The following is a 23052-nucleotide window of genomic DNA, read 5'->3' on the forward strand; positions in this document are numbered from 1 at the left end:
TGTCATTATGCTCTTTTCTTTTTTTGTGGTAGTTCTGACAGAAGAACATCCGCTATCCGCTCAGGCGTCAAACCAATTTCTTCATATAATTCTTTAACACTACCGTGTTCTATAAACCAATCTGGTACACCAAGTCGTTTGATCGATGCTTGAAGGCCATGATCATTATAAAATTCCATTACAGCACTTCCGAAGCCACCTTGAAGGATCGCTTCTTCTACAGTCAAAATCGGTAACTCTTCTTCAGCGATTGTACGGAGCATCTCTTCATCAAGTGGTTTTACTGAATTCGCATTAACCAATCGAACATTATAACCTTGGGCCGTCATGTTTTCAATTGCTTTTTCAGCCACTGGAATCATCGTTCCAAAAGTAAGAATGACCGCATCTGTACCTTCGTTTAACACTTCCCACTTGCCAATTGGGAGCTGCTTTAATTGTGCGTCCATTTTTACGCCAGTTCCATTCCCTCTAGGATAGCGAACGGCGATTGGTCCATCATCATATTTTATCGCTGTATACAGCATATGTTGAAGTTCATTTTCATTTCTAGGATTTAAAATAACCATATTTGGTAACGCTCTTAAGAAGGAGATATCAAACACACCTTGGTGGGTTTCTCCATCTGCTCCAACAAGACCTGCTCGGTCAATTGCTATAAGCACATTCAAATTTTGACGACAAATATCATGAACAACTTGATCATATCCACGTTGCAGGAATGTTGAATAGACAGCAAATACTGGCTTCATGCCTTGTGTAGCAAGACCAGCTGACATTGTTGCTGCATGCTGCTCAGCAATGCCGACATCAATCATTCTTTCTGGAAATTCCTGTGCGAATAAATCAAGTTTTGATCCACCTGGCATTGCTGGAGTAACAGCAACGACACGCTCATCTTCACGAGCAATGGTTTTTAATGTATTTGCAAATACGCTAGGGTAACTTGGAGGCCCGGATTTTTTGACCATTTCACCGTTTTCAATTTTATATGGTCCTGTTCCATGCCAAGCACCTGTTGCGTCATCTTCTGCGGGCTTGTAGCCTTTCCCTTTTTTCGTGACAACATGAACAAGTACCGGTCCACTTACTTTCTTTGCATAATTTAAATTGTTTTTTAAATCGTCTAAATCATGACCGTCAACTGGACCTAAATACGTAAAGCCCATCTCTTCAAAAAAGATTCCTGATACAACCATGTATTTAAGGCTATCCTTTAATCGCTCCGCTGTATCAGCAAGCTTTCCACCAAATGCAGGAATTTTTCTTACTAACCATTCCAAATCGTCCTTCGCTCGCTGATACTTTCCAGCTGTACGTAGTTTTCCGAGAATATGATGCAGCGCACCAACATTTGGTGCAATCGACATCTCATTGTCGTTTAAAATAACAATTAAGTTCTTTTGTTCATGCCCAATGTGGTTCAGCGCTTCTAATGCCATTCCGCCAGTTAGAGCACCATCGCCAATGATGGCAACCACACTTTCATCGGTACCTTTTAGGTCCCTTGCTGTCGCCATACCCATTGCGCCAGATAATGATGTAGAGCTATGTCCTGTTTCCCAAACATCATGTTCGCTTTCATTTCGCTTCGGAAATCCGCAAAGTCCTTTATATTGACGCATTGTGTCAAACTGGCTTGCTCGTCCAGTTAGAATTTTATGAACATACGCCTGGTGTCCTACATCCCACAAGAACTTGTCTCTCGGTGAATCAAATAATTGGTGAAGGACTAGCGTCAATTCAACCACACCTAAATTTGGTCCAATATGACCACCATTTACAGATAGTTTTTCAATCAAAAACTGGCGAATATCTGTTGCTAACTGTTCAAGTTGTTTATTCGTATAATGTTTAAGGAAGCTGGGATCTTGTATTTCTTCAAGGTTCATAAACGAAACCTCCATTTACTCTTCATTTTTTATCTTTATCTCGTTATGACAATGTACGTCTAGTATAACAAAAACAAGCCTACCTAGAACAGTAATACCCTGTATTGTGAACCATACACCATTCTCATAAAAAAAACCAGCCAAACGGTGCTGGTTCCTTAACGATCCCGATTAACAATATACGTTGCCATATCTTCAAGAAGTGTGTTTCTTAATCCAAGTTCATTTAATGACTGTAATGCTTGATCGTAATGACTCGCTAGCATTGCCTTTGCTCCGTCCAGCCCTAAGATACCAGGATACGTACTTTTGTCGTTATGTACATCGCTGCCGACTGGCTTCCCAATCGCTTCTACGCTGCCTTCAAGATCAAGAATGTCATCTTTAATTTGGAACAGCAAACCAATTTCTTTCCCAAAAGCACGTAATTTCCTTTGATCCTCTGGTGTGGTTCCAGCAATAACTGCCCCTGCTTCAACAGCGAAAGCGAGAAGCTCACCAGTTTTACGATTGTGAATAGATGCAAGTTCATTTACACCGAGTAGTTTCCCCTCTGCTAACATATCGGCAAGCTGCCCACCGACCATACCTTTTGCACCAGCGGCTTCACTAAAAAGGGAAATAAGGTGTAACTTTGTTTCAGCGCTAACGTGAGTGATTTGCGAGAGAAGGTAGAAGCTATGTGTTAAGAGGGCATCACCTGCTAATATCGCGGTTGCTTCGCCAAACACTTTATGATTGGTTGGTTTTCCACGTCTGAGATCATCGTCATCCATTGCTGGTAAATCATCATGAATTAGTGAATAAGTATGAATCATTTCTAGCGCACAAGCTACTTCAAGCCCATCCTTTATCGGAAACTTATATGCATCTAACACAGCCATAAGAAGTACTGGACGCACTCGCTTTCCGCCAGCCTCTATGGAGTAGAGCATCGCTTCTTTTAACCGACTTTCTGTATTTATGGTACGAATGAATTCGGGTAACTCACGTTCAATTAATTGCTTGGTTTCGTGAAGGAACAATTCAAATGTGCGGCTCACTCCTGCTCCTCCTTTTGGACGTTCAGCTCTAGTATTTCACCATCTTCAGTCATAATTTGGTCGAGCTGCTCTTCTATTGAAACTAATTTATCGTGACAAGTTTTTGATAAACCAATGCCTTTTTTGTAAAGGTCAATAGCTTTTTCTAGTGCAACATCCCCTTGTTCGAGCCCCTCAACAATTTCCTCTAGCTGTTTCATCGCTTCTTCAAACGGAATATCATTCTTTTGATTGTCCACTTTGATCAACTCCTTCGTGTATGATCTCTTTAATCACGCCTGTTGCTCGTCCATCTTTAAAAAGAAGGCGAACGTCATGGTTCTCTTTTAGCTCATCTACTGATTTTACGAGCTTATTTTCAGCTTCATTATAAACGAGAGAATAACCGCGGTTCATAATTTTTAACGGACTAAGCAATTCAAGTTGCGCAAGAAGAGACGTCAACTGGTTTCGCTTAACCGTCACTTGCTTGTTTAACGCTTGACCTAATCGATGATCCAACACGTTCAACTCTTTCTTCTTTAAAACAGCTGCTGTTTCTGGATGATGGCGTAATAGGCGGTGTTGTATGGATGTATATGAAGATCGTTTTTCTTTTGCAAACCGCTGCATTTCTCGATTCATCCGCTCGACAGCTTGGTCCAACTGCTGTTCCTTTTGCTCAACGAGCTGCCTTGGGTAACGAAAAGCATAAGAGCGCTTCGCATATTGAAGTTGCGCTCGCTTCTTTTCTGCCATTTGCCTCATGGCTCTTACCATCCGTTGCTTGTAATGATCTACTTGCCGTAATTGTTCACGAACATCAGGTACAGCAAACTCTGCTGCTGCTGTAGGTGTAGGCGCCCGTAAATCCGCTACGAAATCACTAATGGTATAATCTGTTTCGTGGCCTACTGCCGAAATAACCGGTATAGTCGATGAACCAATGGCTCTCGCAACCCGTTCTTCATTAAAAGCCCACAGCTCCTCCATTGATCCCCCGCCTCTTCCTACAATAATGAGGTCAAAAAGAGCTGCTTGATTGGCTTGCACTAACGCCCGTTCAATCGAATCAATTGCTAAATGACCTTGAACAGCAACCGGAAAAAGCGTTACGCGAATGTTTGGCATTCTCCGTTTTAACGTCGTCATAATATCACGTATGACGGCACCTGTTTGTGACGTAATCACAGCAATATGCCTTGGATAAGACGGTAAAGGCTTTTTACGCTCAGCAGCAAACAAACCCTCTTGTTCTAGTTGTTTTTTCAAGCGCTCGAAGGCAACGTGCAAGCTTCCTATTCCATCTGGTTGCATTTCTTTAGCGTAGAATTGATATTGCCCGTAAGGTTCATAAACATTGACCTCGCCTCTTATGAGCACTTTCATTCCATTTTCAGGAATAAAACGTAAATGTTGATTATAGCCAGCGAACATGACAGACTGCATTCGCGCATTTGCATCTTTAACGGTAAAATACAGATGTCCTCTAGAATGACGCTTTACGTTCGAAAGCTCGCCACGAATCCACACTTCCATTAATTGTGTATCATTCTCAATTAACCGCTTAATGTAACGAGTCGCTTCACTAACGGACCATGCTTCCATAATAGCCCTCCTTCCGCCTTCACTTCTGCTGAAACATTATCGATCTTTTAAGGCTGTTTCATATGCGCCTGATAGTACGCCATTCATAAAACGGCCTGATTCTTGTCCGCCAAAAGCTTTTGCAAGCTCAATGGCTTCATTTAATGAAATGTTCTTTTCTATGTCATCTATATAAAGCATTTCATATAAAGCCATTCGTACAATTGAACGGTCAACATGGCCAAGTCGATCAATGGTATAGCCTTTTAAATTCTGACTAATAAAGTGATCAAGCTGTTCTTTATATGTTAACGTTCCTTTTACTAGATCTAAAAAGAATTCGTTTGATTCCTCTTCCTCAGTGAGCGTGCTCTCGATTGCTTGATCAACTGTTAGTGTTGACACTAAACTAAGCTGATAAAGAACTTGGACGGCTCGAAGTCTTGCCACACGTCTATTCATAGTAAACTCCTTTATTCTTAATCCTGTTCATTATAACGTAAAATCTTGTCTAGGTAAAAACGCAAAGAAAGAGAATCGACCATGGTCAATTCTCTTCTCCATATCATCGTCTTACGTTTATTCAACTTCTTCTTCAACAGAGGCATTTGGTGTATCAAAATAGACGCCTACTACATGAACATTTATTTCTGTTAATTGAATGGCAGTCATAGTCTCAAGGGCTTGTTGGATATTTAATTGAATCAACTTTGCCACTTCTGGAACAGATGCTCCGTACGAAATAACGATAGATACATCCACAATAATGCCTTGTTCTGTTAAATCAACTTTAACGCCTTTACCGTGATTTTTGCGACCTAATCGCTCGGCCACATCCGCAGCGAAATTACCTCGAAGTGCTGCCACACCTTCAATCTCTTGTGTAGCAATTCCCGCAATGACTTCAATCACTTCTGGTGAAATTTCAACTTTTCCTAAACCACTTTTTTCTTCATCTAATTCAAGTAATTGATGATCTTCCATTATACACAGCTCCTTTACGATTGTTTAGTAGGTATGACTTCATAGTCTTCAATAAATTTCGTATTGAAATCGCCAGAAACAAACTTTTCATGGTTAAACAAATGTAAATGAAATGGAATCGTTGTATCCACGCCATCAATTTCAAATTCTTCAAGCGCCCGCTTCATCTTTGCAATGGCTTCGTCTCTTGTTTCACCGTGTGTAATCACTTTTGCAATCATGGAGTCATAAAATGGGCTAATGCGATAGCCAGGATACGCTGCTGAATCGACTCTTACACCAAAGCCACCAGGAGCAAGATAATCTTGAATCGTACCAGGTGATGGCATGAAGTTTTTAAGCGGATTTTCAGCGTTAATGCGGCATTCAATTGACCAACCGTTAAACGTAACATCTTCTTGTTTAACAGTAAGTTTTTCATTGTTGGCAATTCGAATTTGTTCTTTCACCAAGTCAATCCCTGTCACCATTTCTGTCACAGGGTGCTCTACTTGAATACGCGTATTCATTTCCATGAAATAATAACTACCTGTATGATGATCAAAAATAAATTCAACCGTTCCAGCACCTGAATATTCAACCGCTTTCGCAGCAGCCACTGCTGCCGCTCCCATCTCTGCTCGTTTTTCAGGCGTAATCGCTGGAGATGGTGTTTCCTCAACTAACTTTTGAAGTCTTCTTTGAATCGAGCAATCACGTTCACCTAAGTGAATGGTATTCCCGAAATTATCAGCTAATACTTGAATTTCTACATGTCGGAAATCTTCTATATATTTTTCTAAATAAACGCCTGGATTCCCAAAAGCTGTGGCCGCTTCTTGCTGTGTTACGGCAATCCCCGATTTTAACTCTTTTTCATCACGGGCAACTCGGATACCTTTACCGCCTCCGCCTGCCGTTGCTTTAATAATGACTGGATAGCCTATTTCCTCAACAACTTGTTGTGCATCGTCAAATGACTCAATGAGTCCTTCTGAACCAGGCACGACTGGAACTCCAGCAGCTTTCATTGTCTCTCTTGCTACATCTTTTGTTCCCATTTTGCTAATGGCTGATGGGCTTGGACCGATGAATGTAATGTTACAATCTCCACATATCTCTGCAAAATTGGCATTCTCCGATAAAAAGCCATAACCTGGATGAATGGCGTCTGTTTCAGTTAATGTCGCAACACTCATTAAGTTGGTAAAGTTTAAGTAGCTTTTCGCTGACGCTGTTGGCCCGATACAAAAGGCTTCATCTGCTAACTGAACGTGCAATGCATCCGCATCTGCTTCTGAAAACACTGCTACTGTTTCAATTCCGAGCTCTTTGCAAGCTCGAATAATACGTACCGCTATTTCTCCTCTATTTGCAATCAATACTCGTTTTATCATAACTTGTCCTCGCCCCTAGCTATTGACGTTCAACAACCATTAACGGCTGCCCGTATTCTACTAGTTCTCCATTTTCAGCAACAATCTCGACAATCTTTCCTTTTGCTTCAGACACAATTGGATTCATTAACTTCATTGCTTCAACGATACAAACAACCGTATCTTCATTAACAGTATCGCCTTCTTTTACATATGGATCTGCGTCTGGTGAAGGAGCTGCGTAAAACGTTCCAACCATTGGAGACGTAACGGTAACTAAATTTTTGTTCTCTTGAACAGGCTCGGCAGCTGGCTCTGTTTTTGGAGCTTCTTGCACTTGTGTAGGTGCTTGATTCGTAGTTGTAACTGGCGCAACTGCTTGTACAGCTTGTTCACTTACCTGTGTCGCTACTTGCTTTTTTAATGATAACTTTACATTCTCTTGTTCTAGCTCAAGCTCATTAACGGAAGATTGATGTAAGGCATCTATTAGGGTTTTAATTTCTTCTACTTTTAACACAATAAACAACTCCTTATGATTGACAATTCTTCTTAGAACGTTACATTACTTTATAGACTTCTCGATAAAAGCCTAGATTCCTCTATGTATGCTTCTGTTTAAAAACAAAGAGGAAAGAGGGTTTCCCCTCTTTACTCAGCTGATTCTGTTGGATTTGATACCTCTGTTTTATATTGGCGAAACACAGGAAACTCAGACAGATTATCAGGTATTTTCCCATTTTCTAGCAAAATAATCTTGACGACGTTTTTATTTCTCGCCATATGAAACTTATCACCATACTCATTTTCTTGGGTATACTGCTTTAAGTTTGTATAGTCTTCTTCTTGAATGGAGACACGAAACGAGTCGCCATCCTCGTCTTGAACTTCTTCAGAAAAGCCTACTTCAAATTCAACGATTTGTATATGATCGTTTTTTATGTTTCTTGTTTGCTCAAGGACAGCCTTTGCCCCTTCTGTTAATTCGGACCAATCCATTACAATCTCTCCTTGTTTCATTCTACATTGCTGTATTATACCATGGGTGAGGATGGATTGCATTCTGAATCTAAAAAGAGGACTTGAATTGCTTCAAGCCCTCTGTTCCGATTATTCTCCGTGCTTTACATAAACTTGGTCTTGATCGCTTAAACTTAACTCTTCACGTGCAAGTGACATAATGGCTAACGCTTCCGTTTTTGAAAGAGCGTCTGCTTCAACCAATATTTCAATTTTATTCTCTCCAGTTTGAACAAGTGCATCTGAGTAGCCAATTTCCTTAATTAATTCCTCTAATTGTTCTTCTACATCTGTCACAGCTAGTACTTCTAGTGCACGATCATTTGCGGCAACTTTTTCTTCTGCTGTTGTTTCTGAACTTGCAGCTTCACGACTAACTTCTTCTGCTTCTTTTAGACGAACTTCTTCGCGCTTTAAACGAGCCTCCGTCATTGTATCGCTGCCAGATACTTGGCTTAACAACTCCTCATTTGCATCTTCTTCGTTCATCCCGTCCAATACTTGTTCAGCTTCGTCTAGTATATTGTTTGACGTTGCTTCCTCACCAGAACCATTTAGCACATAGTACGTTCCTAATACGAGCATTAGAGATAACATTGTTAGTAGCCACACTGTTTGTTTTTTCAAGACCATTCTTATTCCTCCTCGATTTTTCTAGGTAATACCGATACGCGATGGGGAGCAACATCCAATAAGCGTGTAACCGCTTCTACAACAAATGCTTTTACTTGAATGTTTTCCACCCCTTCAGCCACAACAAGAACGCCTGCAACGGAAGGTTTCTCGGTTGAACTAACTAAAGGCTCTTCTTTGTCGCCATTACGGATAATGACAACAGACTCTTCTTCTTGAACATCTTCTACTTGGCGTGTCCCACCTTCTCGATCGGTTTCTGAAGTTGTTTGTTTACCTGTGCGCACATTCTTTTCATAAACATGTCGTTCAGATTCCGCTAGATTAACGGTTACGGAAACGGCATTTACGCCAACAATTTCCGTTAATAGATCTCTTAACTCGTTTTCGTAGCGCATTTCATAATCTTCCATTGAATTCCTCTCAGCTTCTTTAGCAAATACTGGTGTTGCGTCCTCTTCTTCTGGGGCAACAGCGGGGAGATCCTCTTGTGCTGGTTGATACAGTTGACCTAAAAGCATGAAGAATACGCCTATACCGCCTAAGAGCAACAGATACCTGGGCGAAATGTTCCGTTTTTTTTTATCCGGCTGCTTCGGTAACCATTTCTTAAACCAGTCTGTATCTTTTGCTTCATTATTCAATTCACCCATCCCCCTTCCTCTTTTAGCGTTATGACTGAACTCGGCACTCCCCAAATATCCGCTAACATCGAAATCACATCTTCTTCCTTATAAGAAACCGCATCTTCCTTAGGTTCGGTTTCACCAATCGTAATAGACACTGGCTTTACCTCATCTGTCTGAGATGTGCTTGTACGTTCTTCTTCTTGATAAGGAACAACAACTACTTCAATTTGTGTGAATTCTCCTTTGTTATCTTGAATGATGGAAAGGTCCGTGACCATGACGTCTTCGTCCTTTTTTAAGTCTTCATTTGCTTGGTCTTTTAATTGGACAGCCACTTGTTCAGATGTATATGCATCAAAGAACCGTTCTATATCTTTTTTTTGCGAATTTATTTCTTCTTCTACATTTATTCCTTCTGAAGTTGTTTGCTGTATGACTTCATTTAGCCATTCATCTGGGTCTTCATAAAATATGTTCAGAACAGGTTGAAGCAAAAAAAGGAGCAACAGCAAGCTCATCGTTATTTTTACGTAATTCTTTAAATTTGTATTCGGTAACACCATTTCCAATACAACAGCGAGAAGAATAATAATAACAATCGATGTTATCCATTCGTTTATATACGTCATGCCATCCCCTCTTTCATCGCATCATAAAGGCAATATTACTGGCGGCCACCATAATTGTGATTGCTAAGAAAAACATAAAGCCGATTAACGCCATTGCAGCGAATATATAGAGAACAGCTTTTCCTATAATCGCTAAACAATCAATGATGGCACCATTTCCTAGAGGCTGTAACACAGCAGCTGATAATTGAAAAATTAATGCAATAGAAAGCACTTTTAAAGCAGGGAATGCACAAATCGCCAACAGCATAACTAAACCGCTCATGCCGATTGTATTTTTTAATAATAAAGAAGCACTCATAACCGTGTCTGTTGCATCTGTAAACATTCGTCCAACAACCGGAATGAAGTTGCCTGCAATAAATTTTGCAGCTCGGAGTGTTAGCCCATCTGCAGCAGCTGCTGTTGTGCCTTGAACAGATACAGCGCCTAAGAAAACCGTCATAAAGACGCCAAGCAAGCCTAGCGACAATATTCGAAAAAGATTTGCTAAGCGCGTCACTTTATAGTCATCTGTAAACGTACTCACGATTCCCAGAACAGCGGAGATAAACAACATTGGTAGCACGAATGTTTTGACTAAAATACCACTCGTATGCACTAAAAAAATGATAACCGGGTGAAATAGAGCTGAACTAGATAGCCCCCCCAAAGATGCCATTAGTGCGAGTAACATCGGTAAGAGCGCAATCGAAAAGTGAATCATTGCGTCAATCGCTTCTATGGCATAGGTCATCGCACTATGAAAGCCATTCATTGCAATCATACACAGTACGAGCAACGTAACTGCGTAAGCGGTTTTGCTTACCGTATGCTGCTCAAAAGCGCTTTGAAACGACTGTAAAATATAAGAGAAGATTGTTAAAAGCAAGATCATACCAAGCAACTTCCCATTTAAAACCAGTTCATGAAGCAAATATTTAATGAAGCCGATAAACCACTCTTTTAAATCAAATGTTTTTTCACCGGTTAAAAAGTCAGTAAGTGAGCCTTTCTGACTCTCTGGTAAAAAACCGCCGTATTCATCAACGATTTCATTCCAGAATACTTGTACCTCATCCATTTTCAAAATAGTGATTTGTTCCTCTACTAAGTCATGGAGGGCTTGTGTTGGATCCTCTTCTTCTGCAGAAACCGTTTCAACATGAAAGGCGATAAATAGCATAAGCAAGGTGGCAACGAAAGCAATCTTACCTTTCATTTATGCTTGTCCTCCTTACGATGGGAGTAGAGCGAGTATCATTTCAATCACCGCTTTAATGATTGGAATCGCAAGGACAAGAATAAAAATTTTCCCTGCTAATTCAATTTTACTCGCTATAGCTGCTTGACCAGCGTCCCTAGAAATTTGAGCACCAAATTCTGCAATATAGGCGATCCCAATTATTTTTAAAATCGTTTGTAAATAGACTGTGTGGATATTCGCTTGTACAGCCAAATCGTTAATTAACTGAATGACACTAGCTATTTCATCGAGTAAAAATAAGAAAATGAGAGAGCCAACAAACAACGTTAGCAAAAAAGCAAAAATTGGCTTTTGCTCTTTCACAATTAAAGCTAAGAACGTGGCGATAAGACCTAAACCAACAATTTGCACAATTTCAATCGCCGATCCCCTCCACTTCTAAGCTTGGAATAAGAAAACACTTCTTATTTTTTGAAATAAATCATCTACAATCGTTGCCACCATATAAAGAACAACCACAAATCCAATTAATGTCACCCAATGGGCCCAGTCTTCTTTCCCCATTTGTTTAAGTACTGTATGCAGCATCGCTACAATAATGCCGATTCCTGCTATTTGAAAAATGGTATTTACATCATAGGCCACGTTACCGTTCCTCCTTTTCCCTTGCCCTACATCATTAAAATGACAATGAATAAACCTGCTAACACCCCTAATGTTTTGTACATTTTTTCATACCTTGCTTGAATGACTCTTGCTTCTTCTTCATCTCTTTCTAAGTGAGTTTGCGTTAATTTCAACTGCTTTTGCTGATGATTTCTATCCATTGTCCCGATGGTCGCACCAAATTGTAGTAAGACTTCCTTCTCTTTTTCTTTCAAAGAAAGAGATTTCCAAGTATCCTCAATGGCCGCTTCCCATGCTTTATTAGCAGTGGCTTTCCGTTCGGTTAACCTTAGTGAAAAGGATTTAAATAACGCGGCAACAGGTCCATTTAGCTGTTTGGAAATATTAATGGATGCCTTTGCCAAAGGTGTTTGTCCATATACAATCTCTGCTTCAAGAGATTGCAGCGCAGACCGCAACTGTCGAATGTGTTGCGGACGCTCTTGAAGAAGCCGTGCCTGATAAAAGCCGTACAAAGTCGTACAGCAGATAATTAGAAGCGCCCCTAGCCATCTCATCGTGGTTCTACCAATGTAGGAATGCGTATTTTGCTAATAACGCCTGGATAGGGTGTTCTGCCAACTTCAATAACTCGATCAAATGCTTGTTCTTTCAGTAGTTGTTTAAAGATTGGTCGTTTCGCTATCTCTTCAAATGAAAATCCATGAGCAGTTGCCATAATCACAACACCAGCATGTCTCGCTTCAAGAATGGCTTGAGCATCTTCTTCTCTTCCGATTTCATCGACGATCATCACTTGAGGAGACATCGAGCGAATCATCATCATCATGCCTTCTGCTTTGGGGCATCCATCTAATACATCTGTTCGAGTACCTAAGTCATGTTGGGGCGTACCGTTCATGCAACCAGCTATTTCGGATCGTTCATCAACAACTGCTACTTTACTCGCTGGAATGGATGGTGTTCCTGTACTCACGTTTCTCGCCAGATCACGTAACAATGTAGTTTTTCCTGTTTGCGGTGCGCCAATAATTAATGTATTGCGCCAGCCATTTTTTCCGTCATAAAGCTCGGAAACAAGCTTATTTGAAACACCTATCTTTTGTTTCGCAACTCGAATATTAAATGATCGAATGGGACGAATCGTTTTGACTTTTCCATTCTCTAAAATCGTTTTTCCAGCTAACCCTACTCGATGCCCACCTTCAATTGTGATATAGCCTTTTTGAAGTTCCTCTTCAAATGCGTATAAAGAGTAAGAACTAAGTTGATTAAGGAACATGCTTGCATCATCTTCTGTGAAAGAAGTGGGGGAAAATAAGGTGATATTGGAAAACAAGCATTCAACTGGCTGGTTAATACGTAAGCGAATCTCTTCTATACTTTTGTTTGTTTTTATCGCTTTTGTTACATAAGCCTCCACGTGTTGAGGCAGCAAGTTCAGAATTGGCTGCATTTGCTTCTACCTCTCTTACTTGGATTTTCTAGACATAGAACGCTTAGCACGTTTTGTATTACGTTATGTAAAAGTAGACAAGTTCAGAACCAACTACACAACAAAAAAACGATCTCCTACATTAGGAAACCGTTTTTTCATCTAGCTCTGTATACAGCATTTGCTGAAGTGGAAGCAAACGCTTGAGTAATTTACGCTGCTGAATAACTTGACCGTCACCTCTTAGGTGAACGAGGTGTTCAGGAAGCTGAATATGGGTACAGTAGCGAACATGATCTCTTACGAACATTTGAATGATCGAATGGTGAGCGTCTGTTCCTTCTGTTGTAATAAGCGTAATTGAAGGTTGATGATCGCTCTTTAGCCCACGAAACAGGCGTTTCAAATGTAAATAAGGGGACTTTTTAGCGGGAATGATAAACACTAAATGCGTCCCATTGTTTTGATTAAGATCATGAACAGACATCGTTTCAAGAGAATAAACACTGATAAAGGGATAGGTCATTTGTAAATAAGCTGTTAAACCATCTGCTTTTTTAGATTGACCGTTAATAATGGCTACCTTCATTTAAACACCCCTTATTCTTATTAATTTAATCGGAATTAAGATACTACTAGTGTACGCCATTCAAACAGAGATTGCAACATTGTTTTCAAATAATTTGTTCAGCACTACTCTTTATTTCTTGCTATACTGAGACATAATGTATAAAAGTGAGTGTTGATTAGTGAAAAATTTGCCTTTGATTGAAAGAAATATCGTCCTCGTTGGATTTATGGGTGTAGGAAAAACAACGGTTGGACGCTTACTTGCTCAAAAGCTTTATCGTGATTTCATTGATATTGATGCAGAAATTGAACATGCACAAGGTATGTCTATCCCCAATTTGTTTCGGAAGCACGGAGAGCCCTTTTTTCGAGAAATTGAAAAAGAACACGTACTTCAAGCTAGTGCATCAAGAATGAAAGTCATTTCCCTAGGCGGCGGTGCCTTTACACAAAAAGCCATTCGCGACTACTGTTTACAACATTGCCTAGTTATCTTTTTAGATATTCGTTTTGATTCTTGGAAAGAGCGTATTCATATGCTCACTGGTAATCGCCCCATTTTAAAAGGAAAGTCAGTAGAAGAATTAGAAGAGCTTTACACATCAAGACAACAAGCCTATGCGTTAAACCATTCACAAATGACAACAGATTCATTAACAGCTGATGAAATTGCAAGCTATTTAAAAGAGTCATTAATTACTGCATATGAGTTAGAAAAGTAAAAGCCGCCGCAATCATGACGATTGCGATGGCTTTTCTTTTTCAACCCTACTACGCTCTAGATACGTAAGAAGAGTTTCTCGTATCGATAATCAGTTTATCTCCTTGGTTTACAAAGAAAGGTACTTGAACGGTTAGGCCCGTTTCCACTGTAGCAGGCTTTGTTCCACCTGAAGCTGTATCACCTTTAATTCCCGGTTCTGTTTCAGTCACTTCTAACGTCACAGTGTTAGGCACTTCCACGCCTAGAGTTTCACTTGCAAATGTAATCACATGCACTTCCATATTTTCTTTTAAGAACTTCAGTTCATGCTCAATTTGTTTCGTCGGAAGCTCTAATTGCTCATACGTTTCATTATCCATAAACGTATGCATGTCGCCACTTTCATACAAGTACTGCATACGACGATTTTCAATGTGCGCTTTCGCTACTTTTTCTCCTGCGCGAAACGTTCGTTCTTGAACAGCACCAGTACGTAAGTTACGTAATTTCGAACGTACAAACGCAGCTCCTTTACCTGGTTTTACGTGTTGAAACTCCATTACTTGCCAGATGCCATTATCTACTTCAATCGTTAAACCCGTTTTAAAATCATTAACTGATATCATTCTATGTCCTCCATTTATACACTCTTATTCCCACTAGTTACTATACCACAGCTTCACGAGTGTGTCTTCGCCTTTTCAGATTCCTTTTTTATAGGATAATCAGTTCTTTTGAGGAATAATTCAACCGTTCATTTCCTGTTTCTGTAATTAAAATATCATCTTCAATTCGTGTACCACCAACGCCAGGAATATAAATTCCAGGTTCTACCGTAACGACCATACCTGGCTTTAATGTCACATCTGATGCCATTGATAAACCAGGCGCTTCATGCACTTCCATTCCTAAACCATGTCCTGTAGAATGCCCGAAATAGTCTCCATAGCCTTTTTCCTTAATATAATCACGAGTGAGCGCATCAGCTTCTTTGCCAGTCATTCCTGGTTTGATGCCATCAATCCCAAGTTGCTGTGCCACACGAACCGTTTCGTAAATGGTTTTCAACTCATCGGATATCGTACCAACGGCGAGGGTACGTGTAATATCAGAACAGTATCCTTCATAATAAGCGCCAAAATCCAACGTAACCAGTTCGCCACTCTCAATCGTTTTTTCAGAGGCAACACCATGTGGTAAAGCAGATCGTACACCTGAAGCGACAATAATATCAAAAGATGACGAGACAGCACCTTGTTTGCGCATAAAAAACTCGAGTTCGTTCGAAACGTCTATTTCTTTAACACCTGGTTTAATAAATGTTTGAATATGCGCGTACGCTTTTTCAGCAATATCAGCTGCTTTTTTCATCGTTTGAATCTCTTCAGGTGTTTTAATAAGGCGGAGGGGCTCTACCATTTGATTTATTGCAACAAGAGTTGTTCCTGTTAACGTTTGCTCCAATTGTTCGTATTCTGCATATGTAAGTTTTGTTTTTTCAAATCCTAATTTTTTGATGCCTAAAGAACGAACTTGATCGGCAATTTCGTTCATGAGCGAGCCAGCTTGTTTTACAATTTGAAAGCCGTGCACTTGTTCTTCCGCTTGTTCCACATATCGAAAATCAGTGATGAATTGTGCATCTGATTCAGTGAATAGCACCGCACCTGCTGTACCTGTAAATCCAGTAACATAACGACGATTAATCGGACTCATGATTAAAAACCCATCCAGGTCATGGTTCCGTAATTTTTTTTGCAAGGACTGAATAATAGTCATGCGATTCCCTCATTTCTAAATGGTTAATAAGAGAATTGTAGCACAACTTCATTCAGCTTTAAATGAATCTTCCTTTGACATCGGTTCATTTTGTTCAGCGTACTCATAAGAAATCGAATAGCCAATGAATAATCCATACAAAATAAAGAGGCAGAGCGTTGTCACGATCGTATTCAACGAATAGCTTTGAACAGGTTTAAGATCAACAATAAACGGGTTAAGTATATAAAATACAATGACCCAAAGCAACATACCAAATCCTACACCAGGCCACATACTGTTCAATTTTTGTAACGTCCACTTGTAGAAAAAGGCAATGCCAATCGAGAGAATGGCAATAACAGCAATGCCAACGAGTTGACCAGTGTGTCCTAATTTCCAGTCTCCTAAAGCCCACGGTAACAAGACAAAAGACGGTCCTACTTCTGTTAAATGAAAATAGTAGCTACTATAGCCTATGAACGACCATATTAAACCGCCAAAAAAACCAATAAGGATAACCTTCACTGGAAAGCCCATTTGTTTCGTATCAATGATTTCGTGATCTATTTTATTCATACAATCCACACCTCCACTAGTAGGGTGTCCTAAAAAAACCAAAAACATGACTTTTTTTAACAGGATCTCTTCTAATTTTTAAAAAAACTGTCGAAATAGAAATTCATCATGCACTTGATTGCGTTGTGTCATTCACTTTATACTAGATATAGAAGAACGTGATCGATTGTTCATGTCCATTTAGGAAGGGGATTGTTATGAAGAAACTCTTTATGATTTTAGTGCCGATTATTTGTTTACTGGCTTTTATTCAAATTCTTTCAAACATTCCTTACTTTTTAAGCGCCATTGGGGGTATGGCTCTTTTTGCTGGTATCATTTATCTAGGTTACCGATTCTACTTATCTAAACGCTATGGCGTTCCTTTTAAAGGTCGTACATCAAAAGGACCGAACCGATCACAAATACGAAAAGCACAGCGAACAAGCACCGTAAAACCTCAAACAAAAAAACCATTCTCTCCTTCTGTTAAACAAAGAGAATTAAATCAGAAGCAATTAAAAAAGGTTCCAAAGCGTCGATCTTCTCCTCATTTAACAGTTATCGAAGGAAAGAATACGAAAAAAAAGAAAAAAGCATAAGGATGCTTTTTTCTTTTTTTATCCGCTCCAGCTAGTTAAAAATTGTGCCGTTTTCTCCTTCCCTAATAAAATCATCTTCTGTTTTTCGTCATCAGTTAAATCAAAATCTGTTGCTTTAATGTGTTCTACCGGTATAAATACAATATTACGTGCATGATCCTGACTTATGTGACGTGCATCATGCGCATGGGTCATTGTTTCAAAAATCGCTTTATACAAATCAAAAGCATTGTGCACTTGATTAACAGGTCGTTCCCCTTCTTTAGGAGCTAATTGAAAGCCAATAACTGGTCTTCTATAACCACCTCGAACACCATCTTTAAAGATCCATATCGGAAAATTACTTAATAAACCACCATCTACAATATAGGACGGCTTGTTCCCTACGGCTTGATTTTTTAATTTAACTGGTTCAAAAAAATAAGGAATACTACAACTCATTCGTACGGCTGTTGCCACACTAAACCGGTTAGGGTCTAAACCGTACTTTGGTAAATCATCTGGAATGACAACCATTTGACCTCTCGTCACATCTGACACAACGATTCGTAATGAACTTGGGGCAAGGTCATTAAACGTTCTGACTCCTTTTTGTTCTAAGCGTTCTCTAATCCACTCTTCTAATTTATCCCCTTTATAGAGACCCATCCGGAAATAAAGGTTTACCCATTTTGTAAGTTTGAATGGTATTAACCGAAATCGCTCATCTCGGAATGTTGCTACATCTAATGAATTTAACATTGTAAAAATATCTTTACTAGAAAAACCTGCCATTAAAAAAGCCGCAACAATTGAACCAGCACTTGTACCAGCTATACGCTCAAACAAGAGTCCTCTTCTTTCCGCTTCCTCAATGGCGCCAACGAAGGAAAAAGCTTTTACCCCACCACCAGCAAAGACAGCATCGACCTTCAATACGATCCCCCCTCTTACTTTAACTGTATGAACAAAAGGGGTTGACTCATTTCTTATCAACGAAAAAACAAAAAAGATGCATGGGTCTTGTTACCCCTTGCATCTATTTAAAAACCGTATTAATCAGCTTGATCGTTTCGCTTCTGAATATCCCTTAATGTCTCCAGTCTACTTTCCTTTTCTTGAAAGTATTGAACTAAATCACCGATTCGATCAATGGCATCCCAGCTAATATGATGTTCAATCCCTTCAACATCTTGATAAATATGATCTTCATTCACACCAATTATTTTCATAAAATCTTCTAGCAATTCATGTCGGTATACTAACCGCTTTCCGATTTTATTACCTTTTGCTGTTAGTATCAAACCTCTATATCGTTCATAAACAAGATAGTCGCTTTTGTCTAGCTTTTGTACCATTTTCGTTACCGAAGAAGGGTGGACTTCAAGTGCTTCTGCAATATCAGATACACGGGCATAGCCTTTTTCTTCAATCAACATATAAATACGTTCTAAATAATCTTCCATGCTCGGTGTTGGCATAGAATCCCCCCAATCCAAAGCGGACATAAATCCATTCAATCTTATCTTACTATAAAATGGGAGGAAGAACCAAGGAGATTACGTGAAGTATTCAATTTTTGCTTGTGGGAAAAAGCGATCAATGTAGTCGGTTAGCGTATTGCGCAGCTCTCCAGCTTGCTCATCTTGGTAAACATACTTCCCTCTACCGTAGCGTCCCCACTTGTATTTACGCTCTTCCTCTTCCATTTCAAGCTTTGATTTTGGGTAGCGTTTCTGAATAATACGCTTGGCTGTTTTTGTAAATCGATGCTGGATCATTTCGAACGTTAAATCTTTTTTTGCATAAGCAGGTAAAATCGCTTCTAGTCGCTCAAACAATTCAAGATAACCTTCTTCCCATCCTTCATGCCAAATAATTGGCGCAACGATAAACCCTAATGGGTAGTCAGCTTTCGCTACTTTTCCAGCTGCTTCAATACGTTCTAGGAAAGAAGACGTTCCCGGCTCGAAGTATTTAATGACATGTGCCGCATTAACGCTAAAACGAAATCGAGTATTTCCATTATGCTTGGCGTCAAGTAAATGGTCGACATGATGATATTTTGTAACAAACCGTAAACGAGCGTGATCGCGCTCACCCATAAATTCAATCGTCTTCTTTAGAGAATGGGTTAAATGATCGATCCCAACAATATCCGATGTACAAGCCGCTTCAAACCGAGTTGCTTCAGGCGCTCGTTCTTTAATATATCGATCGGCGGATTCATATATATCTTCAAGGTTTACATATGTGCGAATGTATGGCTTATCCCCAAGAGTTGTCTGTAAATAACAGTAATGACAGTGTCCCATACAGCCAGTTGCTAAAGGAATCGCATATTCCGCTGATGGCTTCGATGTATCAAATTTTAACGTTTTACGAACACCAATAACGAGTGTTGATTTCGCGTTTCGGTATTTTTGATTATCATTTTTACCTGGAATGTTCCGCACTTGATTGTGAGAGGTGGTTTCTCTAATTTCAACTCCCTCATTTTTAAACTTTTCATATAGCTGTTTTCCTAACGGATAGTCAAGAGCACGTGGCTCAATATATACTAGCTGAGGATAAAAGGGTCTCACGCTCAACTTCCTTTCCTTCTTTGATACTACTATCGTGCTTAAAAATAAAGATTTCATACAAAGCTTTTTGAACGTTATTGACAAATTGTTAAGGATTACGGAAAATAATAAGGAAAATACGATAAAAAGCGAGGGCATCTTAATGACATACGTTCTCTATAACGATTCAATTCTTGATGAAAATGACGTGGCAATTTCTTATAAAGATCGCGGCTATCATTTTGGGGATGGCGTCTATGAAGTCATTCGCGTTTATAATGGCCACTACTTCACTCTTGATGAACATCTAACTCGACTATACGAAAGTGCAAAAAAGATCGAATTAGAGATTCCTCATTCGTTTGAAGGGTTCAAAACGCTGCTACACGATTATAAAGAAACAGTAAAAACGGAAAACGGCTCGATTTATGTGCAAATTACCCGAGGCGCTAGTGACCGCAATCATTTGTATACGAAAGAAGAAAAGCCGGTCATACTTGGCTTTGAGGTAAAAGGAAAAAGTGTGGAAACTAAGCAAGAAGAAGGTGTTGCTGCTTATGTAACAGAGGATGTACGCTGGCTTCGATGTGATATTAAGTCTTTGAATTTACTTGGAAATGTTATGGCTAAACGAAAAGCATTTGATCATGATTGTGAGGAAGCTATTCTTTATCGTGAATCGGGTGTAACAGAGGGATCATCATCCAATTTATTTTTAATTAATAATGAGACTATATATACCCATCCAGCTAACAATCTTATTTTAAATGGCATTACACGACAAGAGATTTTAACGATTGCAAAAGAACTCGGCATTGGGGTTATTGAAGAACCATTCCCTAAAGAAGTCCTCCTTCACGCAGATGAAGCGTTTATTTCAAGCACTTCACTTGAAATCGTGCCTGTCCATACGTTTAAAGGCGATATTGAAGCAACGATGTCTGTGGGAACGGTAACGAAAAAACTTCAGCAAGCATTCAAAGAACGTGTACAAAAGAAAACAAACGCATCCGTTTAGGATAGCGTTTGTTTGGTGTAGGCAGACTCGTGAATTTTCTGCAAAAAACGGGAAGGCGCTCCAACAGTGAACAGTGCAAGCTCATGCATCGCTCGTGTACATGCTGTGTATAAATGAAATCGTTCTTGCTCCGTATGAAATCGCTGGTCCGACGCATTAAAAACAAGGACTGAATCAAATTCTATTCCTTTTGCTAAATAAATTGGTAACACAACAATTCCCGTATCATATTCGTGATGATCCTCTGTCACAAGCTGAATCGTTAGCCATTCACTTAACGTTGCATGGGCTTTTTTCGCTTCTTCAGCTGTTTTTGTTAAGATAGCAATCGTTTGATACCCTTCGTCTTGATACGCCTCAATAAACTCTACCATTGGTTTAATCACCGTAACTTGATTGGCTGCCTCGATGATGGTCGGCTGTTTTCCGTCTCGGTCGAACGGCTCCACTTTCTTCGGTTCAGGCAAAAGCTCACGGCTAAACGACATAATTGGCTTTGTTGATCGATAACTTTTTTTAAATTCGATGTACGTTGATTCTTTAGGCAGACCTACTCCAGCTAATAATTCCGCGGCGGTACCGGTCTGATGATTTAAGGATTGGGAATAGTCACCAACAATTGTAAAACGGGCACGAGGATATAACATTTGCAAATACATTAATTGAAATGACGAATAATCTTGCGCTTCATCAATAAATACATGTTTAATTGATCGATCTACTTGCAAGCCTTTTAATTGGTCTAACAAGTATAAATAAGGGGTGGCGTCCTCATATGGCATTCGTCCCTTGCTTAACTCGTGAACGGTGAACAAAGCTACTTGCGAAAACCCCTCAACCTTCCCATGGCGGCTTGATAGAAGAAATTGTTGATACATTCCATCAATATCTAAAAACGAAAACGACCGCACTAATCGCTGTAATGGCTTAAAGGCTGCTTTAGTAATCCGCTTTGCTAGCAGCTTCTCTTGTTGCTCCTCAAGATCAAACGTATCACTATTTAATTGCTTTCCGTCTACTTGATGGTACGTCTGCATTAAAGTCTCATTATCGGCAAGCTCTCGTTCTTGTTCCACCCAATCACTTGATCGTTCTTTTCCTTCTTGCTTAGCAAGCTCCTTTAACAACCATTCAGCCGTAAGCTTTAAGCGGTTTTGAAGTGTAATAGAATGGTCTAAGCAGTAAAAATACGTTTGAATATCTGTTTTTTTCACAATCGTACTGCCTTTAAAGCGTAGGTCTTTAAACAAAACACCGTCGATTTCAAGTTCAGCTAAATAATCGTCTAGACAATGTTTAAACAAAGGGCTCGATTTCAACTCAATACTACGCTTCCGTGTACGATAGCGTTCCGTTTGTTCATTTGAAAGCATATACTCCAACTGTTCAAAGTGGTTCTCCACATCAAATTTTTTCCCTAACCGTTTGTATAAATAGCCTTTTAACGTTTGCTGAGTCATGTTCTCTTCACCTAGTTCAGGAAGCACAGTTGAAACATAGTTTGAAAACAACTCATTTGGAGAAAACAATATCAATTGTTGCGCATCCAACTGCTCTCGGTGTCGAAACAATAAATAAGCTGCTCGCTGCATAGCAACAGACGTTTTCCCACTACCCGCTACTCCTTGCACAATTAAAAAGCGATTTCTTTCATTTCGAATCGCTTTATTTTGTTCTTTTTGAATCGTAGATACAATGGTTTTCATGGAAGTGGATGCCTGATCACTTAGCGCTTCTTTGAGTCGTTCATCTCCAATCGCTAGAGAGGTATCAAACATTGCCTTTAACTGCCCCCTGCGAAACACATATTGACGCTTCCCAACTAATTCAGCCTCTATTTCACCTTCAGGCGCATTGTAGGAAATCGGCCCAATTTCTGCGTCATAATACACGCTTGAGATGGGGGCTCGCCAGTCATAGATCAGAAACTCTTCTTCCGCTTCATCCATTAATGAAGCTAACCCTATATAGATAGGCTCCTCTTGCTTCTGTCCCTCCTCCTTTAAATCAATTCGTCCAAAATAAGGAGCATTAGCGAGTCTACGTAGCGTTTTCATTTGCTTTTTCATGACATCGCTACTACGCTCTCGCTCATGTAAAAGCTCTGCTTGCTGACGGATACTCGAAATGGTTTCTTCTGCATCCTCCGTATTGGAAAAATTCATTGTTACGTTATCCCAAAAGGTTTCTTTTATTTCTTTTTCATCTTCGTGCACACCTTCAAGCTGTTGCTTTAATAGCGTTTGTTTTGTACGAATAAAGGCATGAATAAATGCCGCACGTTCATATTCATAATGCAAA

At 39.7% G+C, this 23052-nt stretch carries 28 protein-coding genes; 3 read left to right on the forward strand and 25 right to left on the reverse strand.

What is annotated here, in order from left to right; genetic code table 11:
* Positions 1-5: 5 nt before the first annotated feature.
* The 18 genes from dxs to E2L03_RS02850 all read right to left on the reverse strand — a co-directional run bounded on the left by dxs (position 6) and on the right by E2L03_RS02850 (position 13588).
* On the reverse strand, positions 6-1892 hold the full coding sequence (dxs, locus tag E2L03_RS02765) for a 1-deoxy-D-xylulose-5-phosphate synthase (protein ID WP_134258539.1): 1887 nt from the start codon (positions 1890-1892) through the stop codon (positions 6-8).
* Positions 1893-2050: 158 nt separating this feature from the next.
* A complete protein-coding gene (locus E2L03_RS02770) occupies positions 2051-2935 on the reverse strand; it encodes a polyprenyl synthetase family protein (RefSeq protein ID WP_038481251.1) in 885 nt (294 codons plus the stop codon).
* On the reverse strand, positions 2932-3135 hold the full coding sequence (xseB, locus tag E2L03_RS02775) for an exodeoxyribonuclease VII small subunit (protein WP_051667748.1): 204 nt from the start codon (positions 3133-3135) through the stop codon (positions 2932-2934). Before xseB ends, E2L03_RS02770 begins: the two co-directional genes overlap by 4 nt.
* Before the next feature lie 19 nt (positions 3136-3154).
* Positions 3155-4522, reverse strand: coding sequence for an exodeoxyribonuclease VII large subunit (gene xseA / locus E2L03_RS02780; RefSeq protein ID WP_051667559.1), 1368 nt, complete (start codon positions 4520-4522; stop codon positions 3155-3157).
* A 36-nt stretch (positions 4523-4558) separates the two neighbouring features.
* Complete coding sequence (gene nusB / locus E2L03_RS02785) at positions 4559-4963, reverse strand: transcription antitermination factor NusB (RefSeq protein WP_038481253.1); 405 nt, start codon at positions 4961-4963, stop codon at positions 4559-4561.
* A gap of 117 nt (positions 4964-5080) precedes the next feature.
* Positions 5081-5485, reverse strand: coding sequence for a lipid-modulating alkaline shock protein YqhY (locus E2L03_RS02790; protein ID WP_038481256.1), 405 nt, complete (start codon positions 5483-5485; stop codon positions 5081-5083).
* Positions 5486-5499: 14 nt separating this feature from the next.
* Positions 5500-6861 (reverse strand): acetyl-CoA carboxylase biotin carboxylase subunit, encoded by a 1362-nt coding sequence (gene accC, locus E2L03_RS02795; protein ID WP_055736360.1) that lies wholly within the window; start codon positions 6859-6861, stop codon positions 5500-5502.
* Between the two features lie 19 nt (positions 6862-6880).
* Complete coding sequence (accB, locus tag E2L03_RS02800; protein WP_055736359.1) at positions 6881-7360, reverse strand: acetyl-CoA carboxylase biotin carboxyl carrier protein; 480 nt, start codon at positions 7358-7360, stop codon at positions 6881-6883.
* A 131-nt stretch (positions 7361-7491) separates the two neighbouring features.
* Positions 7492-7839: a hypothetical protein gene (locus tag E2L03_RS02805; RefSeq protein WP_038481265.1), complete on the reverse strand. Its 348-nt coding sequence runs from the start codon at positions 7837-7839 to the stop codon at positions 7492-7494.
* Between the two features lie 111 nt (positions 7840-7950).
* Positions 7951-8493: a SpoIIIAH-like family protein gene (locus E2L03_RS02810; protein ID WP_134258540.1), complete on the reverse strand. Its 543-nt coding sequence runs from the start codon at positions 8491-8493 to the stop codon at positions 7951-7953.
* 2 nt (positions 8494-8495) lie between these two features.
* Positions 8496-9146 carry a stage III sporulation protein AG gene (gene spoIIIAG / locus E2L03_RS02815; protein WP_166740172.1) on the reverse strand — a complete coding sequence of 217 codons (651 nt, stop codon included), beginning with the start codon at positions 9144-9146 and terminating at the stop codon, positions 8496-8498.
* Positions 9134-9751, reverse strand: a complete 618-nt coding sequence (spoIIIAF, locus tag E2L03_RS02820) for a stage III sporulation protein AF (protein ID WP_038481271.1) — start codon at positions 9749-9751, stop codon at positions 9134-9136. Before spoIIIAF ends, spoIIIAG begins: the two co-directional genes overlap by 13 nt.
* Before the next feature lie 13 nt (positions 9752-9764).
* Complete coding sequence (spoIIIAE, locus tag E2L03_RS02825) at positions 9765-10952, reverse strand: stage III sporulation protein AE (protein ID WP_055736356.1); 1188 nt, start codon at positions 10950-10952, stop codon at positions 9765-9767.
* Positions 10953-10967: 15 nt separating this feature from the next.
* On the reverse strand, positions 10968-11357 hold the full coding sequence (gene spoIIIAD, locus E2L03_RS02830; protein WP_038481278.1) for a stage III sporulation protein AD: 390 nt from the start codon (positions 11355-11357) through the stop codon (positions 10968-10970).
* Between the two features lie 18 nt (positions 11358-11375).
* Positions 11376-11582: a stage III sporulation protein AC gene (gene spoIIIAC / locus E2L03_RS02835; protein ID WP_038481281.1), complete on the reverse strand. Its 207-nt coding sequence runs from the start codon at positions 11580-11582 to the stop codon at positions 11376-11378.
* A 26-nt stretch (positions 11583-11608) separates the two neighbouring features.
* Complete coding sequence (spoIIIAB, locus tag E2L03_RS02840) at positions 11609-12121, reverse strand: stage III sporulation protein SpoIIIAB (protein WP_038481284.1); 513 nt, start codon at positions 12119-12121, stop codon at positions 11609-11611.
* Positions 12118-13020 carry a stage III sporulation protein AA gene (gene spoIIIAA / locus E2L03_RS02845; protein WP_038481287.1) on the reverse strand — a complete coding sequence of 301 codons (903 nt, stop codon included), beginning with the start codon at positions 13018-13020 and terminating at the stop codon, positions 12118-12120. The genes spoIIIAB and spoIIIAA overlap by 4 nt, the downstream gene beginning before the upstream one ends.
* A gap of 121 nt (positions 13021-13141) precedes the next feature.
* Entirely contained in the window at positions 13142-13588 is a 447-nt protein-coding gene (locus E2L03_RS02850; protein ID WP_055736353.1) for a hypothetical protein, read from the reverse strand.
* A 175-nt stretch (positions 13589-13763) separates the two neighbouring features.
* Here E2L03_RS02850 and E2L03_RS02855 point away from each other — a divergent pair, with 175 nt between their 5' ends.
* Positions 13764-14291 (forward strand): shikimate kinase, encoded by a 528-nt coding sequence (locus E2L03_RS02855; RefSeq protein ID WP_236702398.1) that lies wholly within the window; start codon positions 13764-13766, stop codon positions 14289-14291.
* Positions 14292-14340: 49 nt separating this feature from the next.
* Here the strand turns inward: E2L03_RS02855 and efp are convergent, their stop codons facing one another.
* The 3 genes from efp to E2L03_RS02870 form a co-directional block, all read right to left on the reverse strand.
* Positions 14341-14898: an elongation factor P gene (gene efp / locus E2L03_RS02860; protein WP_035395740.1), complete on the reverse strand. Its 558-nt coding sequence runs from the start codon at positions 14896-14898 to the stop codon at positions 14341-14343.
* Between the two features lie 88 nt (positions 14899-14986).
* A complete protein-coding gene (locus E2L03_RS02865) occupies positions 14987-16051 on the reverse strand; it encodes a M24 family metallopeptidase (protein WP_134258541.1) in 1065 nt (354 codons plus the stop codon).
* A gap of 48 nt (positions 16052-16099) precedes the next feature.
* Positions 16100-16609: a YqhR family membrane protein gene (locus E2L03_RS02870; RefSeq protein ID WP_134258542.1), complete on the reverse strand. Its 510-nt coding sequence runs from the start codon at positions 16607-16609 to the stop codon at positions 16100-16102.
* A 197-nt stretch (positions 16610-16806) separates the two neighbouring features.
* Between E2L03_RS02870 and E2L03_RS02875 the strand changes: the two genes are divergently transcribed.
* Entirely contained in the window at positions 16807-17190 is a 384-nt protein-coding gene (locus tag E2L03_RS02875; RefSeq protein ID WP_038481298.1) for a hypothetical protein, read from the forward strand.
* Between the two features lie 18 nt (positions 17191-17208).
* On the opposite strand, the gene E2L03_RS02880 is transcribed toward E2L03_RS02875, so the two are convergent.
* The 3 genes from E2L03_RS02880 to splB form a co-directional block, all read right to left on the reverse strand.
* A complete protein-coding gene (locus E2L03_RS02880; protein ID WP_055736350.1) occupies positions 17209-18105 on the reverse strand; it encodes a patatin-like phospholipase family protein in 897 nt (298 codons plus the stop codon).
* A gap of 119 nt (positions 18106-18224) precedes the next feature.
* Positions 18225-18650 (reverse strand): transcriptional regulator MntR, encoded by a 426-nt coding sequence (gene mntR, locus E2L03_RS02885; RefSeq protein ID WP_038481304.1) that lies wholly within the window; start codon positions 18648-18650, stop codon positions 18225-18227.
* Positions 18651-18728: 78 nt separating this feature from the next.
* A complete protein-coding gene (gene splB, locus E2L03_RS02890) occupies positions 18729-19754 on the reverse strand; it encodes a spore photoproduct lyase (RefSeq protein WP_038481307.1) in 1026 nt (341 codons plus the stop codon).
* A gap of 67 nt (positions 19755-19821) precedes the next feature.
* Between splB and dat the strand changes: the two genes are divergently transcribed.
* Complete coding sequence (gene dat, locus E2L03_RS02895; RefSeq protein WP_367613681.1) at positions 19822-20751, forward strand: D-amino-acid transaminase; 930 nt, start codon at positions 19822-19824, stop codon at positions 20749-20751.
* Here the strand turns inward: dat and helD are convergent.
* Positions 20748-23051 carry an RNA polymerase recycling motor HelD gene (helD, locus tag E2L03_RS02900; RefSeq protein WP_134258543.1) on the reverse strand — a complete coding sequence of 768 codons (2304 nt, stop codon included), beginning with the start codon at positions 23049-23051 and terminating at the stop codon, positions 20748-20750. The two genes, dat and helD, sit on opposite strands and share 4 nt — an antisense overlap.
* Position 23052 lies beyond the last annotated feature (1 nt).

Source organism: Shouchella oshimensis (assembly GCF_004375095.1).
Lineage (GTDB): Bacteria > Bacillota > Bacilli > Bacillales > Bacillaceae_D > Shouchella > Shouchella oshimensis.

What these genes read in the sequence shown, in the direction of transcription:
- spoIIIAA (WP_038481287.1), bottom strand. Translation starts at nt 13,020, where the DNA reads ATGCAGCCAATTCTGAACTTGCTGCCTCAACACGTGGAGGCTTATGTA.
- xseB (WP_051667748.1), bottom strand. Translation starts at nt 3,135, where the DNA reads ATGAAACAGCTAGAGGAAATTGTTGAGGGGCTCGAACAAGGGGATGTT.
- E2L03_RS02790 (WP_038481256.1), bottom strand. Translation starts at nt 5,485, where the DNA reads ATGGAAGATCATCAATTACTTGAATTAGATGAAGAAAAAAGTGGTTTA.
- efp (WP_035395740.1), bottom strand. Translation starts at nt 14,898, where the DNA reads ATGATATCAGTTAATGATTTTAAAACGGGTTTAACGATTGAAGTAGAT.
- spoIIIAE (WP_055736356.1), bottom strand. Translation starts at nt 10,952, where the DNA reads ATGAAAGGTAAGATTGCTTTCGTTGCCACCTTGCTTATGCTATTTATC.
- dxs (WP_134258539.1), bottom strand. Translation starts at nt 1,892, where the DNA reads ATGAACCTTGAAGAAATACAAGATCCCAGCTTCCTTAAACATTATACG.
- nusB (WP_038481253.1), bottom strand. Translation starts at nt 4,963, where the DNA reads ATGAATAGACGTGTGGCAAGACTTCGAGCCGTCCAAGTTCTTTATCAG.
- E2L03_RS02805 (WP_038481265.1), bottom strand. Translation starts at nt 7,839, where the DNA reads ATGGATTGGTCCGAATTAACAGAAGGGGCAAAGGCTGTCCTTGAGCAA.
- xseA (WP_051667559.1), bottom strand. Translation starts at nt 4,522, where the DNA reads ATGGAAGCATGGTCCGTTAGTGAAGCGACTCGTTACATTAAGCGGTTA.
- spoIIIAG (WP_166740172.1), bottom strand. Translation starts at nt 9,146, where the DNA reads ATGGGTGAATTGAATAATGAAGCAAAAGATACAGACTGGTTTAAGAAA.
- E2L03_RS02875 (WP_038481298.1), top strand. Translation starts at nt 16,807, where the DNA reads ATGAAGAAACTCTTTATGATTTTAGTGCCGATTATTTGTTTACTGGCT.
- E2L03_RS02810 (WP_134258540.1), bottom strand. Translation starts at nt 8,493, where the DNA reads ATGGTCTTGAAAAAACAAACAGTGTGGCTACTAACAATGTTATCTCTA.
- E2L03_RS02865 (WP_134258541.1), bottom strand. Translation starts at nt 16,051, where the DNA reads ATGACTATTATTCAGTCCTTGCAAAAAAAATTACGGAACCATGACCTG.
- mntR (WP_038481304.1), bottom strand. Translation starts at nt 18,650, where the DNA reads ATGCCAACACCGAGCATGGAAGATTATTTAGAACGTATTTATATGTTG.
- spoIIIAF (WP_038481271.1), bottom strand. Translation starts at nt 9,751, where the DNA reads ATGACGTATATAAACGAATGGATAACATCGATTGTTATTATTATTCTT.
- accC (WP_055736360.1), bottom strand. Translation starts at nt 6,861, where the DNA reads ATGATAAAACGAGTATTGATTGCAAATAGAGGAGAAATAGCGGTACGT.
- E2L03_RS02870 (WP_134258542.1), bottom strand. Translation starts at nt 16,609, where the DNA reads ATGAATAAAATAGATCACGAAATCATTGATACGAAACAAATGGGCTTT.
- E2L03_RS02850 (WP_055736353.1), bottom strand. Translation starts at nt 13,588, where the DNA reads ATGAAGGTAGCCATTATTAACGGTCAATCTAAAAAAGCAGATGGTTTA.
- spoIIIAB (WP_038481284.1), bottom strand. Translation starts at nt 12,121, where the DNA reads ATGAGATGGCTAGGGGCGCTTCTAATTATCTGCTGTACGACTTTGTAC.